The 14,491-nt window shown below is 45.3% G+C and carries 10 protein-coding genes; 3 read left to right on the top strand and 7 right to left on the bottom strand.

All coding sequences use genetic code 11. The features are described from left to right. Positions 1-332: 332 nt before the first annotated feature. The 7 genes from lon to INQ51_RS18055 all read right to left on the bottom strand — a co-directional run bounded on the left by lon (position 333) and on the right by INQ51_RS18055 (position 8,812). Positions 333-2,786 carry an endopeptidase La gene (lon, locus tag INQ51_RS18025; protein ID WP_233379348.1) on the bottom strand — a complete coding sequence of 818 codons (2,454 nt, stop codon included), beginning with the start codon at positions 2,784-2,786 and terminating at the stop codon, positions 333-335. 209 nt (positions 2,787-2,995) lie between these two features. Then, a complete protein-coding gene (locus INQ51_RS18030; RefSeq protein WP_233379349.1) occupies positions 2,996-3,259 on the bottom strand; it encodes a type B 50S ribosomal protein L31 in 264 nt (87 codons plus the stop codon). Between the two features lie 148 nt (positions 3,260-3,407). Next, positions 3,408-4,577 carry a GNAT family N-acetyltransferase gene (locus INQ51_RS18035; protein ID WP_233379350.1) on the bottom strand — a complete coding sequence of 390 codons (1,170 nt, stop codon included), beginning with the start codon at positions 4,575-4,577 and terminating at the stop codon, positions 3,408-3,410. 49 nt (positions 4,578-4,626) lie between these two features. Further along, positions 4,627-5,790, bottom strand: coding sequence for a GNAT family N-acetyltransferase (locus INQ51_RS18040; RefSeq protein ID WP_233379351.1), 1,164 nt, complete (start codon positions 5,788-5,790; stop codon positions 4,627-4,629). A 115-nt stretch (positions 5,791-5,905) separates the two neighbouring features. Beyond that, complete coding sequence (locus INQ51_RS18045; RefSeq protein ID WP_233379352.1) at positions 5,906-6,673, bottom strand: Bax inhibitor-1/YccA family protein; 768 nt, start codon at positions 6,671-6,673, stop codon at positions 5,906-5,908. A 123-nt stretch (positions 6,674-6,796) separates the two neighbouring features. Beyond that, entirely contained in the window at positions 6,797-7,510 is a 714-nt protein-coding gene (locus tag INQ51_RS18050) for a hypothetical protein (RefSeq protein WP_233379353.1), read from the bottom strand. A 3-nt stretch (positions 7,511-7,513) separates the two neighbouring features. After that, positions 7,514-8,812, bottom strand: coding sequence for an oligosaccharide flippase family protein (locus INQ51_RS18055; protein WP_233379354.1), 1,299 nt, complete (start codon positions 8,810-8,812; stop codon positions 7,514-7,516). A gap of 130 nt (positions 8,813-8,942) precedes the next feature. Here INQ51_RS18055 and INQ51_RS18060 point away from each other — a divergent pair, with 130 nt between their 5' ends. The 3 genes from INQ51_RS18060 to INQ51_RS18070 all read left to right on the top strand — a co-directional run bounded on the left by INQ51_RS18060 (position 8,943) and on the right by INQ51_RS18070 (position 14,488). Further along, positions 8,943-10,067 carry an AI-2E family transporter gene (locus INQ51_RS18060; RefSeq protein WP_233379355.1) on the top strand — a complete coding sequence of 375 codons (1,125 nt, stop codon included), beginning with the start codon at positions 8,943-8,945 and terminating at the stop codon, positions 10,065-10,067. Positions 10,068-10,262: 195 nt separating this feature from the next. Beyond that, positions 10,263-11,414 carry a cytochrome c3 family protein gene (locus INQ51_RS18065; protein WP_233379356.1) on the top strand — a complete coding sequence of 384 codons (1,152 nt, stop codon included), beginning with the start codon at positions 10,263-10,265 and terminating at the stop codon, positions 11,412-11,414. Positions 11,415-11,551: 137 nt separating this feature from the next. After that, positions 11,552-14,488: a TAT-variant-translocated molybdopterin oxidoreductase gene (locus INQ51_RS18070; RefSeq protein WP_233379357.1), complete on the top strand. Its 2,937-nt coding sequence runs from the start codon at positions 11,552-11,554 to the stop codon at positions 14,486-14,488. The last annotated feature ends 3 nt before the right edge of the window (positions 14,489-14,491 follow it).

The raw sequence follows: 14,491 nt of genomic DNA on the forward strand, positions 1-14,491 counted from the left end.
GTTACGCTAACAATTGATAAAAAACAATATGTTAATGACATGATTTTATGAACATTCGTGCGTCATCCTGAAATATTAAAAGCAGAGGAGAGACACCGCGTTTTAATAAATTGGGAAGTAAAAGCAAGTTATTATTGTTTATAGACGGGGTTTTTGAAGAAGATTCTTTTGATGAATCACATTCTGAATATTGATGAGGTTATTCCATTAGGGTTTATATGGCAATTACACTCATTGCTAAAAGGAAATAATGATAGAGTATAAAGCAGATACTGGAACAGGCCATCCTTTGTAAGAAACGGCCTGTTGTAATATCGTATTGACGTGTAAAATTACACTATCTTCAGCGGCTTATCCACTTTGGTTTTTAGCAGTGCAATATCCAGCACATCCATAATTGTATTGACGAAGTGGAACTTTAATCCTTTTAGGTAAGCTTCCTTAATGTCTTCCAGGTTTTTCCTGTTTTGTTCCGAAAGGATGATTTCGGTAATGCCGGCTCGTTTGGCGGCCAAAATCTTCTCTTTGATTCCACCCACCGGAAGTACTTTTCCGCGGAGGGTAATTTCACCTGTCATCGCGAGGCTTTTCTTTACTTTCCGCTGCGTGTAAGTAGATGCCAACGAAGTAACCATGGTAACCCCGGCCGACGGGCCGTCTTTTGGGATTGCGCCTTCCGGAACGTGAATATGTACATTCCAGTTGGTGAATATTTCCGGATCCAGGTCAAGCTCGTCAGCATGCGATTTTAAATACTCATGTGCCAGCATGGCTGATTCTTTCATCACTTCGCCCAGGTTTCCGGTAAGCGTTAATGCTCCCTTGCCTTTGCTAAGGCTCGATTCTACGTAAAGAATTTCTCCGCCAACGGCTGTCCAGGCAAGGCCGGTAACCACGCCTGCGAAATCGTTCCCCTGGTATTTTTCCTTTGAATATTCAGTAACACCCAGGTACTCACGAATGTCATCGCGGGTAAGTTTTTTATTGTATTCTTCTTCGAAAGCAATCTTTTTAGCTACCCGGCGCACCACTTTTGCAATTTTCTTGTCGAGTTCGCGAACACCCGATTCACGGGAGTACCCATCAATGATCATCTCAATCACTTCTTTTGGGAAACTGATGTCTGATTTTTTCAAACCGTGGTTTTCAAGCTGCTTGGGAATTAGGTGCCGTTTGGCAATTTCTACTTTTTCTTCCAGCAGGTAACCACTCACTTCAATCAGCTCCAAACGATCACGTAACGGTGGTGCAATGGTGCTCAGCGAGTTGGCTGTGGCAATAAACATCACCTTCGACAGGTCGTAATCGTGCTCAATATAATTGTCGTGAAATTCGCTGTTTTGTTCCGGGTCCAGCACTTCGAGCAAAGCGGAAGCAGGATCGCCGTGAAAATGTTTCGACACCTTGTCAATCTCGTCCAGAATAAAAACAGGGTTCGATGATTTGGCTTTTTTTACGTTCTGAATAATCCGGCCGGGCATGGCTCCGATATAGGTTTTCCGGTGGCCGCGAATTTCTGATTCGTCGTGCAATCCACCCAAACTCATGCGGGCGTACTTTCTTCCCAATGCACGGGCGACCGATTTTCCCAGTGAAGTTTTTCCAACTCCGGGAGGGCCGTATAGACAAAGAATCGGCGACTTCATGTCGTTCTTTAATTTCAAGACCGCCAGGTGTTCCAGAATACGTTCCTTTACTTTCTCCAGGCCGTAATGATCTTCGTCCAGCACTTTGCTGGCATGTTTCAGATCAAAGTTATCTTCGGTGTATTCGTTCCATGGAAGGTCGAGCAAGGTCTGACAGAAGGTAAACTGCACTGAATATTCTCCGGCTGCCGGGTTGAGCCGTCCCAGTTTTTCCACTTCCTTTTCAAAGAACTGAGCCACATCTTTGCCCCATTTCTTTTCCTTTGCCTTTTCTTTTAATGCATTTATTTCCTGTTCGATCGGGTTTCCGCCCAGCTCGTCCTGGATGGTCTTCATTTGCTGGTTCAGCATGTATTCACGCTGCTGACGGTCCAGATCGGTTTTTACCTTTTTCTGGATGTCGTGTTTTAACTCCAGCATCTGAACTTCTTTTACCAAAAAGCTGATGGCCTGGATGCCACGGTCTTTCAGCTCGGCAATTTCCAGTAACTTCTGTTTGTCTTCCACACTCAAATCGGTGTTCGAGCAAATAAAATTGATCAGGAAAGTTGAGTTCTCGATGTTCTTAACCGCAAAAGTAGCTTCCGGCGGCACGTTCGACGAGAACTGTGCAATTTTGATAGACAGGTCTTTTAGCGAACCCACAATGGCGTTGAATTCGTTATCGTCGGTTGGGCTGATGTCTTCCAAAGGTTCCACCGTTGCTTTGAAGTACGGATCTTCGCTGATGAATTCCCGTATTTGGTATCTTCTTTTTCCCTGGATGATCACCGAAGTCGATCCGTCGGGCATTTCCAGTACCTTCAGAATTTCGGCAATGGTTCCAACGTCGTAAAGATCTTCTTTTTCGGGGCGGTCAATCGTATAATCTTTTTGGGCCACAGTTCCGAGAAGTTTGTTCCCGCGGTTTACATCGCGGACCAACTGAAGCGAACGTTCGCGTCCGACAGTGATTGGCAAAACTACTCCCGGAAAGAGAACCGTGTTTCGCAAGGGAAGAATGGGCAACACCGATGGAATCTCGGTATTTTTTAATTCCTTGTCATCCCCGTCGGCAATAATCGGGATAAACTCGGAATCGTCGTTCATCATTCCGGATGCGTATAAAACTTCAAATGCTGTGTTCTTAATCTTACCCATAGTTCTTTTCTAAAAATGACAGAATGTCGCAGGCAATGTGCCTGATCGTACAGGGCTACTGATTGGCAATAGCCGTGCCAATTACAAACAAGGCAAACAATCGCCGATTGTTCATTCCAAAAGCCATAAATACCGACAAAATTGCATGTTGGGGACAAAAAAAAAGCACCCGTCGGTTGGCGGATGCTTTGCTGTATCTTCTCGAAAAATTATTTTTTCCGGTTTTCCATGTGTTTGCTGTAACGGCTCATGAACTTGTCAACACGTCCTGCAGTATCCACCAGTTTGGTTTTACCTGTGTAGAACGGGTGCGAAGTATTCGAAATCTCCAGTTTGTAGATCGGATATTCAACGCCATCGATAACTTCTGTTTCTTTGGTGTCAACAGTTGAGCGTGTAAAGAAAGTATGTCCGTTAGACATATCTCTGAACGCTACCAGTCTGTATTCCTTAGGATGAATGTCTTTTTTCATTTTTTTTTTATGTTTTTCGAATGGTTACATTCTATACTGTAATCCATTCTTGCGTTATTACATTTTCTAATTCGGGCTGCAAAGATAAATATTGTTTACATTTTTCCAAAAACTTCTGCCATTTATTTGCTTGTTATTTAAGTTGTTGTCAGGCACCAATTATCGGAGCTTTTTTAACTTCTTTGGTGCGGTCGAACATATACCGCATGGTATAATGTGTTTTGGCACGTTTGGCGCCGGTTGCTTCATAAATGGCAATAATTTTCGGGTTGAAATCGCCGGCCCACGAAAGCTCAACTTCGGTATAATGCTGGTGCGACTTTTTCTTCATGATTTGTTCCTGGTGCCAGAAAATTCCGGACTCGATTCCCGAGCGCTGGTATTTCGGATCGACACCCATTAACAGAATCCGGGTACGTGTCATTACTTTTTTTCGCTTGTAGTAAAAGAATTTCAGAATTCCCCACAGATTCATTTTCCCTCCCAGTTTCATAAAAATCTGGTTAACATCGGGCACCATCACAAACATGGCAATGGGGCGGTCTTTGTCGTAAGCAAACCAGATCATTTCAGGGTCGAGAATGGCTTTCGATTCGTTCAGAAAATCATACAAATCATCGGGGTTGAGTGGTTTGTAGTGTTCGTGGAACGACCAGGCTGCATCGTACACCTGGCAAAAATCCTTGACGAACTTATCGGTTTGGCTGTAATCAAAATGCCGGAATTTAAACTGGGGTTTTTGTGCCACCCAGGTGGCAATTTTCCAGAAGCGCTCCGGGAAGGGAACCGTATAATCGAGGTGGTACGAATACTGCTCAAAATACACATCAAAGCCAAACCCGCGGAAAAGCTTTTCATAGTAGCTGGGGTTGTACGGCATACCGTATCCCTGGTGAGTAAAACCATCGGCGAGCAAGCCCCAGTTTACGTAATTTTCGCCAAAATTAATGGGGCCGTCCATGGCTTCCATCCCATTTTTTTTGTTCCATTCGGCCGCTGCACCAAATAACATATTGGCCGCTTCCTGATCATCGACACATTCAAAAAAACCACAACCGCCGGTTGGTTGTTCGTAGGTTTTGGCCAGTTCGAAATTGATAAAAGCCGCGATTCTTCCCAGTAATTTTCCGTCGTCGCTTTGCAGCACCCAACGAATGGCTTTCCCTTTCTTAAATGTTTTGTTCTTTTTCGGATTGAAAATGGATTCAATCATCATGGGAGGAACTGCCGGCCAGTTGGGATCGTTTTTGTATATCTGCTGCGGAATACTGTGAAACAGCTTCCGGGTTTTCTTATCGGTAACTTCTATCAGTTGCATGGTGAAATTTTATGCCAAAATAGTTTAAAATGGATAAATCATCGAGCTTTTATTCAATAATCGGAGCCCGTACAAACTCTTTTTTACGGTCGAATAAATACCGCATGGTTCGGTGTGTAAGTTTATGATCGGCACCAAACGATTTGAAAAGCGCATTCATTTTTGGGTTAAAATCACCCACCCAGCTCATCTCCATATCGTTGTACCAATGTTTCTTTAGCATCACTTTTTTGAGGTGGTGAAAAATACCCGACTCAATCCCTTTGCCCTGGTAGCCCGGAACCACACCCAATACAATAACCCTGCACCGTGTAATGGTTTTTCGCTTGATGAGATAGAGCATTTTAAGGGCTTGCCACAGGTTCAGTTTGCCCGTTTTCAGCTTTTGGATGACCTGGTTCAAATCGAGTATCTGCATAAAAAAGGCGATCGGTTTCCCATTGTGATAGGCGTACCAGACAAACTCTTCGTCGAGGATGATCTTTGCGTTTTTTAGCAAGCTTTTTACCAGGTTAAAATCCAGCGGCTTGTAGTTTGCGTGGCCTCCCCAGGCTTTTTGATGGATCTCTATAAAATCGCGGATGTAGCGGTCCTGGTCTTTGTAGCGGAAATGCTCAAAAGAATAACCGGGTTTTTGTGCCACCCAGCTGGCAATCCGCCAAAACCTGTTGGGTAGGTCAGGGTTGGTAATATCGAGTGAATAGCTGTACTGCCGGTAGTAGGTTTTAAAACCGTATTCTTTAAAAAGAGCCAGGTAATACTTCGGGTTGTATTGCATGCCAAAGGTTTGCGGTTGAAAACCATCGGTCAACAAGCCCCAGTAAAAGAAGTTTTCGTCAAAATTTACCGGGCCGTCCATGGCTTCCATGCCGTTTTCACGGAGCCAGTCGCGGGCTGTGTCAAAAAGCAGGTTGGCTGCTTCCTGGTTGTCGATGCATTCGAAAAAACCACAGCAACCGGTGGGTTGATCGTAACCTCCGGAATATTTTTCATCGTAAAAAGCAGCAATTCGCCCGATGTATTTTCCGTCTTTCTGCAATAACCAGCGGGCAGCGTCGCCGTTTAAATAACGCTTGTTTTTATTTGGGTTGAAAGTGTTCTCGATCATCATCCGCAGGGACGGGATCCAGTTGGGGTCTTTTCTGTAAATATTCTCTGGTACTTTGTGAAATTCATCTACCAATTTTCGGTTGGTAACCTGAATGATTTGCATGAAACTTTATTTTTTACATTCCGGAATCCGAAAGTAATGTTTTTGGAAGGAAATTAAAAAAGGATTTACCCCGCAATACGAGATAAATCCTTTTCTTAAACTAGCGGAAACTTTATTAATCGCGGCTGGCAACTTTCGAAAGCAGCCGAAGAATTTCCAGGTATAACCATACCAGGGTCACCATCAGGCCAAAGGCACCGTACCACTCCATGTATTTGGGAGCGCCCGAAGCCGAAGCCCTTTCAATAAACGAAAAGTCGAGTACCAGGTTAAGTGCTGCAACAGCAACCACCACCAGGCTAAAACCGATGCTGAAGTTTGAGTTCCCATACAGGAACGACATTTGAGCCCCAAACAGTCCGGCAATAAAACTCCCGAGGTACACCAGAGCAATGCCTGCCGTGGCTGCAAAAACCACCATCATAAATTTGTTGGTTACTTTAATGGCACCCGAACGGTAAAGAAAAAGCATGGCTAAAAAAACGGCCATGGTTAATGCTACCGCGCGAATAACAATGCCGCTGAACTGCATTTCGAGGATGGCTGAAATACCCCCCAGCAACAAGCCTTCGAAAACAGCATAAATCGGAGCCGAAATACCCGAACTCTGTGGCCTGAAAACAGTGACAAGCACGGTAATAAAACCACCGATTCCGCCTACCAGCAACCAGGGACCAACTGCGGCCATGCCTGCTTCGGGGCTGGTAGCAATGGCATCAAAGAATTTATTCCATGTAAAAACGGCACCGGCAATTACGAGTAAAAGCATCAGTGCGGTTTTGTTCATGGTCCCGTTTATGGTCATGGCTTGCGAAGGATTCGTATAATCCCTGCTAAATACATTTTCTCTGAAAACGGGATTCGAAGATTTTGAAATGTTCATCATTTTAATTGTTTATAATTTCTGTTGTTGAGTAATGTAACAAAATACATGTCATCAAGGTTGGGCTAAATCAAACTGTTTGCCAAATTAAATCAAGGCTGACAAGATTGCAGTTAAAGTAAGTTAAGGCTTTTCCTCGCCGAAAGTTTCCTGTAGGTAATCGCTTGTTAGTTCTTCGTAAAGCTGATTACCCAGCAGGACGGCGGTAGCCGAACTGTCGGACTGCAGGTTTTGCGAGAGCTCAATACAAGCCGTGTTGAGCTGTTTCGAGCGCGTTCCCATGGCAATAACTGCGCGGTAAAGTGGTGTAAAAAGCTTTTCGTCGCGGGCCAGCGTGGGAAGTTCATCGAAAAAAGGCTCAAACATTTCGTCGATGGCTTTTTTGTCAGTAATCGCCAGGCGCCCCATTAAGTGAACCCCCGTGAAACGTACGATGTGCTTTTTCCCGCGGCACCATTCAAGCGCTTTGATAAACGCAAATTTGGTTTTACACCAGAGATTGGCCGATGCCTGTTCTGCAATTTCAGTGGTCTCAAACGATTTTGTCCAGAAACCCATCTGTTCTTCACTTACTTCGGAAGGTTCATCGAGCAGGGTGGCCAGGATCATGGTTTCGCGCCACTGTTTGTTCCAGAGTTTTAGCGCCAGCAAATGATTGCGTTGGTAGGTTTTAGCCAGTTCGCGCAAATCGATGATGGAAACTCCCCAGTTCAGTTTGTAGCTGATTCCCTGCTGGTTCATGGCATCGGAAACCTCGCCGCTTTTCCGCAGTTTGATAGCCCGGAGCAGGTTTTGGTATTGTTCTTCGGTTTCCTGGTTATCGAGAATAAAATCCATTTTCTAGTAAATTAATTCAGCAAAAATAAAGATTACCACAATTCCGAGGGAATATAGTGTATATATTCCAACCGGGAGGTAGGCCGCGATGGAAATATTAAATCGTTTTTTTACGCTGTAGGCGAGGTATACTTTTTCAAACAGGAACGCGATAAAAGTGGCAAAAGCAATGCCCGGCAGTCCCCAAAACTGAACAAATACAAGACTCAGGCTAACGTTCAGAATTAATTCCATAACCGAGGCTAGCATAATGGGTTTTGTAATCTGAAGTCCGTTCAGGATGGTTTGCGGCATCATCAAGCGGCTGATGATCAGCAAAAGGTAGACATTAAAAACGGTGGCACTTTCCGCAAAACCGGGATTGAAAATAAGCGGAAACAGCGGTTTGGAAACAAGAAGTAAAACAGCCGTCAGCGGGAAAAGAAAATGCATCAGCCTGGTGACGCTGGCCTTTAACTGTTGCAGGTTTTCGTGGCGGTTGCTGTTGTTGGCAAAGGCAGGCAGCATGGCGCTACTCAACGCATTGGCCATTAACATTGCCAGCGGCAGTTCGCGCGCACCGTAACGAAATAAGGCAAAGGCTTCTTCGCTAAACCGTGAGGTAACTATAAAACCATCAACAAATTGTGCCGATCCGCCGAGCAAGGTGGCAATAACCAGCGGGCTGGCAAGCTTTAAGTGTTCACGGATAAACGCCCCGGAAGCAAATAACTCGTTGTTGACAATCAACAGTATCCAAAGCCAGGCATACCGGAAGAACGCAGACAACACAAGCCCGATGAGCGCCCATTTAATGGGAAACCCCAGAATAACGGGAGCCAGCACCAGGATGAGTTGCAAGCCAAAAGAGATGATGGCATAAATTACCATCGCCTTGTTTTTGTTGCGAAGCAGGTAGTAATGTTCTACCAGGCTGGCGGGTGCACTTAGTATAATAAATGCAAGTAGTAAATTGATTTCGGGAACCGGGTGGCGGTTTAAAAGCAGTTGCGAAAACAAGGGTTGTAAAAAGTACAGCAGCAAAGCCGCAAGCAGGCTAAAAGTCTGAATAACCAGGAACGCGCTGAAGACATTTGTTTTCGATCGTTCCACATTATTTCCGATGGGCAACAATGCTTTTAATAAGCCATTGAGCCAGAAGAAACTGAGTGCGCCCGCTACAAAAACAAAGGTTTCGTATTCGCCGATTTCGGTTTGGGTAAGTGCTGTTTTGGCAAAAACAATACCGATAAGAATGAGAGTGGAATAACGCGCCAGTTGGAAAAACTGAAAGGCCGAAACTGTATTTAGTGCTTTTTTCACCCGCTTAATTTGGTGTTAAAAATAGAAAATTAGATGCACAACCGGTCATTGGGCACGCGTTTTGATTTCCTTCTCTGCCCCAAGGGATTTTCGATTTTATCACTTACTTTTGTTAAAAAGCTCAACTAAAATGATTCAACTTAAAGGCTGGACCCGCAATACTCTGTTGATCGCCGGATTTCTGTTCATCCTTTTTCTTATTTGGTATTTCAGCAATATTGTTACCTATATCCTGGTTTCGGTAGTGCTGTCGTTTATGGGGCGGCCGCTGATGCGTTGGCTCACCAAGTTGAAATACAAACGTTTCAGAGTTCCTCCCGGAATAGCGGCTTTTGTTTCGCTGGTGGTTATCTGGATTGTTTTTCTTTCCTTTTTTCGTTTTATAATTCCGCTCCTGATCAAGGAACTGGAAACCCTCTCGAAAATTGATTTTACGGCGGTGCTCGATTCGATTGAGGAGCCGCTGTTGAGTATTCAGAAGTTTTTTACCCGCGAGCCGGTTAACATAAACGAAAGAAGTTTTCTGGATCTCATGAGTGAAACCATCGGTGCTCAAATCGATTTTTCCAAAGTCTCGAACTGGTTTGGTGTGGTAGCCGGAACTCTGGGCGAGGTTTTGATCGGTTTCTTCTCGGTTTCTTTTATCACTTATTTCTTCCTGAAAGAGCAGAACATGTTTCGGGAATTCATCATTTTGCTGGTGCCGAGTAGCCTGGAAACAAAAGTTGCGCATGCGCTTGATTCGATTTCCTATCTGTTGCGCCGGTATTTTATCGGGCTTGTGTTCGAGGTGTTTATGGTGATGCTGCTCGACACGGTTGGTCTCACCATTGTGGGCATCGGTTTTGAACACGCTGTTGTGATCGGGTTGTTTTGCGGAATTCTCAACGTCATCCCTTATTTGGGCCCGTGGATGGGAGCTTTTCTGGGCTTGCTGATCGGGGCAGCACTTCATATTCATGCTGATTTTATGACCGTAACCCTCCCGATGCTGGGGTGGATGACGCTGGTGTTTGGGCTTGTTCAGGTGTTGGACAATGTTTTGTTTCAGCCTTTTATCTACTCCAGCAGCGTAAAAGCCCATCCGTTGGAAATCTTCCTGGTGATTCTGGCAGCCGGGAGCATGGCCGGTATTCTGGGAATGATTCTGGCCATTCCGGTGTACACAATTTTAAGGGTGATCGCCGGGGAGTTCCTCGAAAATATGAAATTGGTTCAAAAAATGACCCGCAGCTTGGAAAAAGAAGAGAATTAGGTCTTTTATCTGTGTTTTTTTCTGCCCGAAGTGCCCTTTTTTCTCCGGTTTTTTGCACAAAATGAAGGTGCAATTGTCAGGTGTTCAGTTAATTCAAAAAAAATTTAATTTATTAGGAACAATAGAGAGAGTCTATTGTTAATATAGGTGATTTATCCAATAAAAAGCCTTAGTTACATTGCTAAACTGAACAGAATGAGAAAATATTTCGTTGGGAAAATGTTGCGGAAAAATCTGCCGGTTTTCATTTTCCTGTTCGCTGCATTTTTTTCAATTTCCAATACTATTTATGCTGCTACCGAATCTGTGGTGACCGATGGACACTCGCAGGAAGAGGTCAAACGCGGAGAACGGTTTTTCAAAGGTCTGTTGCCTGCGAACCGGGAATTTGCTTCCTGTGTTTCGTGTCACAACCTCAATCCCGTTGATACCCTGAACTGGAATCCTTCGGCCATGGACCTGGCCCTGAAGTTTGTAGACAAGGATTTCGCCTCATTTCAGGCATCCGTTATGAATCCCTCGGGCGCTAAAATGGAAGCATCGCATGTGAATTTCAATATTGCAGAAGAAGACTTAAAAAACGTTAAGCTTTATCTTGACAATCTGGCACACAAGGGCCCGGCTCCTGCCAAACCCACGTATTTCAACCTGATCCTGTTTTTTGCATTGGGCTTGTTGCTCACCTGGGCCTTGGTTGAACTGATCTTCCTGCACAATATTAAATGGAAAGTTATTCCGATGCTCATTTTTGTGGGAGCTTTTGGCTGGCAGGTAAAAATGATTGTTACCGATGCCATTAAACTGGGGCGGCAGGAAAATTATGCCCCCGATCAGCCGGTGAAGTTTTCACACAAGGTGCATGTTGGCGATAATGGTATCGATTGTATGTATTGTCATACCACTGCTGAGAACAGCAAGTCGGCCGGAATTCCGGCAGCCAATCTTTGTATGAACTGCCATGTTTTGATCCGGGAAGGCACACACAGCGGCAAGTTCGAAATTGCCAAAGTGGTGGAAGCCAACGAAACCGGTAAACCCATTGAGTGGGTGCGAATTCATAACCTCCCTGATCATGTTTTCTTTAGCCATGCAATTCATGTGGGCTCGGGTAAACTGGACTGCAAACAATGTCACGGACCAGTGGAGGAAATGGATATCATGCGTCAGAACGCCGATCTATCAATGGGTTGGTGTATTGACTGTCACCGCGACACAAAAGTTGACTTTGAAGGAAACGGATATTACGAACATTTTGTAAAACTGCACGAAGACCTAAAATCGGGAGCTATCGATTCGGTTACTGCCAATGATATTGGTGCCAACGATTGTATGCGTTGTCATTATTAGTTCAGTGTTTAGAGTTCAGAGTATAGAGTCTGAAGAAACAAAGGGAAATGCGATTTGTAATCGCGTAAAGTTCAAAATTTAATGTTGAAAGTTTAAAGAGCTAGAGACTATAAACTAGCGCCTAACAGCTAAAAATTATGACAAAATATTGGAGAAGTTTAGACGAGTTAAATGATCCGGTAGCATTTAAGAAAAGCGAGATCAGGCTGGAAGTGGATGCCAAGAGGGCTGTTGCTCAAAAAGCCGCCGGTTCATCCCGCCGCGATTTCCTTAAAACTTTTGGGTTTAGTGTTGCTGCGGCAGCAGTGGTTGCCAGTTGCAAACGCCCGGTCGATAAAGCGATCCCTTATCTTGTAAAACCCGAGGAAGTAACTCCGGGTGTGGCCAATTACTACGCGTCTTCTTATTTCGAAGGCAATGAATATTGCAGCGTGTTGGTAAAAGTGCGCGACGGGCGTCCGATTAAGATTGAAGGAAACGATCTTTCATCGGTTTCGCAACGCGGAACTTCGGCCCGGGTGCAGGCTTCGGTTTTGAATTTGTACGACGATGCCCGTTTTAAAACACCGCTGAAAAGAGGCGAGGCAACTACCTGGGAAGAGGTAGATGATTACATTGGTAAGAAACTGGCGCAATTGAACCAGGACAACAAAAAAGTTGTACTTCTCACTTCTTCCATCATTTCGCCTTCTACCAAAAAAATAATTCAGCAATTTCAGGAAAGATACCCGGTTGTAGAGTGGCTCCCTTACGATGCCGTTTCGGCCGCGGGAATACTCAAAGCCAACGAGCTGAGTTTTGGTGCGGCTTTTATTCCCGATTACCGTTTTGAAAAGGCCAAAATAATTGTGGGTTTTGGTGCCGATTTTCTGGGGACCTGGCTTTCGTCGGTGGAATACATCAAAGGTTATTCGGCTGGCAGAAGGGTGCTTGAAAAAGGCGACGTAATGAATCGTCATTATCAATTTGAAACGGGTATGACGGTGACCGGCTCCAATGCCGATGTTCGTTTTCCTGTCAAACCTTCGGAAGAAAAAACAATCCTGACGGCGCTCTATTACCAGTTGCTGCAGGCAAAAGGTTCGATGGCGATTACGGCTCCTGCCAGCCCGGTTGATATCAACGGACTGGCTGAGGATCTGCTGGCAAACGAAGGACATTCGCTGGTAGTTTCCGGAAGCAACGACGTACATACTCAGTTGATCGTAAACGCGATTAACCAACTGCTCGGAAATTACGGAAATACTGTTTTGACCGGCAGGACACTAAATACGCATCAGGGAATAGATGCCGATTTTGAGACTTTCATTTCAGAATTAAAAAATAAAACCGTTGCCGGGGTGCTGTGTTGGGGAGTTAACCCCGTTTACAACCATCCGAAAGGCAGCGAACTAAAAGATTTGATTGGAGGCGCCGAGTTGTCGCTTTCTTTTTCCGACCGAAAAGATGAAACTACGGCCGCCTGTCACTGGGTTTGTCCGGAGCCGCATTACCTGGAAAGCTGGAATGATGCTGAACCCAAATCAGGAATGTTCAGCCTTGCGCAGCCCACCATCTCCAAACTGTTTGACAGTCGGCAGGTTCAGGAGAGCTTACTGAAGTGGGCCGGAGAAGAAACACCCAATTACTATGAATTTGTAAAAAAGCACTGGAGCGAGGAACTTTCCAAACTTCAGGATACCAATACTGATGCCCGTATTTTCTGGAACGACACCTTGCAAAAAGGGGTTTTCGAGCCGGGAAAAACAAACCCGGAACTTACCTATTCCGAAGCCGGACTGGGAGAAGCGTTGAGCGCTCAATCAGAATCTAATGGCTGGGAAGTGGTTTTGTACGAGAGTGTGGGATTAAAAGACGGTAGCTCGGGCAACAACCCGTGGTTGCAGGAATTACCCGACCCGGTGGCCAAAATCAGCTGGGACAACTTTGCTGCGGTTCCGGTAAAATGGGCCGAGGAAAACGGACTTCAGAACGAGTCAGTGATCACTATTAACGGTGTTGAGTTGCCGGTGTTTATTCAGCCCGGACAAGCTGCCGGAACCATTTCGGTGGCGCTGGGTTACGGCCGCGAGGTGGCCGGTAAAGTGGGCGACGGCGTGGGAACAAACATGTACCCCTTTGTGTCGGTTGAGAATGGCGCAAAGAAATTCTGGGTAGCTGGTGCCGATGTGCAAACAACGGTTAAAACCTTTGAACTGGCGCTTTCGCAAACGCATCACTCAATGGAAGGCCGGCCAATTGTGCGTGAAACCAATTTCAGCGAATGGCAAATCGATCCGCGATCGGGCAACGAGTTAAAAGAAGAACATGAAAAACACGATGTAAGCCTGTACCCGGCTCCTGAATTCAAAGGGCACCATTGGGGAATGGCTGTGGATCTGTCGTCGTGTATCGGTTGCAGCAACTGTGCGATTTCGTGTCAGGCAGAGAACAATGTTCAAGTGATCGGGAAGGAAGAGGTGCGCAACCGCCGTATCATGCACTGGATTCGGATTGACCGTTACTTTTCGAATAACCCCGAGAATCCGGAAGTTTACCACCAACCGGTAATGTGTCAGCATTGCGACAATGCGCCGTGTGAAAATGTTTGCCCGGTTTCGGCAACTCCGCACAGCGACGAAGGTCTCAACCAAATGGCTTACAACCGTTGCGTGGGGACCAAGTACTGTGTGAACAACTGCCCGTACAAAGTGCGCCGTTTTAACTGGTTTGAATACGTGAAAAACGATGCCTTCGATTTTAATTCAAACAGTGAGTTGGGCCGAATGGTATTGAACCCGGATGTGACAGTTCGCTCGCGCGGGGTCGTGGAGAAGTGTTCGTTCTGTGTACAGCGTATCCAGGAAAAGAAAACCGCAGCCCGTGTTGCAGGAAGAAAAGTCGAAGACGGAGAAATTCAACCGGCTTGTGTTCAGTCGTGCCCGGCAGACGCACTGGTATTTGGCGACCTGAATGATCCGAACAGCAAAATTTCGAAATACTTCAAAAACGAACGAAACTACCACCTGCTGGAAGAGTTGCATACTTTACCATCAGTAGGATATTTAACTAAAGTAAGAAACAAAAAAGCATAGCAA

This window comes from Maribellus sp. CM-23 (genome assembly GCF_021354595.1).
Lineage (GTDB): Bacteria > Bacteroidota > Bacteroidia > Bacteroidales > Prolixibacteraceae > Draconibacterium.

Excerpts from the sequence above, each read along its gene's own strand:
- lon (WP_233379348.1), bottom strand. The coding sequence starts at position 2,786 with ATGGGTAAGATTAAGAACACAGCATTTGAAGTTTTATACGCATCCGGA.
- INQ51_RS18030 (WP_233379349.1), bottom strand. The coding sequence starts at position 3,259 with ATGAAAAAAGACATTCATCCTAAGGAATACAGACTGGTAGCGTTCAGA.
- INQ51_RS18035 (WP_233379350.1), bottom strand. The coding sequence starts at position 4,577 with ATGCAACTGATAGAAGTTACCGATAAGAAAACCCGGAAGCTGTTTCAC.
- INQ51_RS18040 (WP_233379351.1), bottom strand. The coding sequence starts at position 5,790 with ATGCAAATCATTCAGGTTACCAACCGAAAATTGGTAGATGAATTTCAC.
- INQ51_RS18045 (WP_233379352.1), bottom strand. The coding sequence starts at position 6,673 with ATGAACATTTCAAAATCTTCGAATCCCGTTTTCAGAGAAAATGTATTT.
- INQ51_RS18050 (WP_233379353.1), bottom strand. The coding sequence starts at position 7,510 with ATGGATTTTATTCTCGATAACCAGGAAACCGAAGAACAATACCAAAAC.
- INQ51_RS18060 (WP_233379355.1), top strand. The coding sequence starts at position 8,943 with ATGATTCAACTTAAAGGCTGGACCCGCAATACTCTGTTGATCGCCGGA.
- INQ51_RS18065 (WP_233379356.1), top strand. The coding sequence starts at position 10,263 with ATGAGAAAATATTTCGTTGGGAAAATGTTGCGGAAAAATCTGCCGGTT.
- INQ51_RS18070 (WP_233379357.1), top strand. The coding sequence starts at position 11,552 with ATGACAAAATATTGGAGAAGTTTAGACGAGTTAAATGATCCGGTAGCA.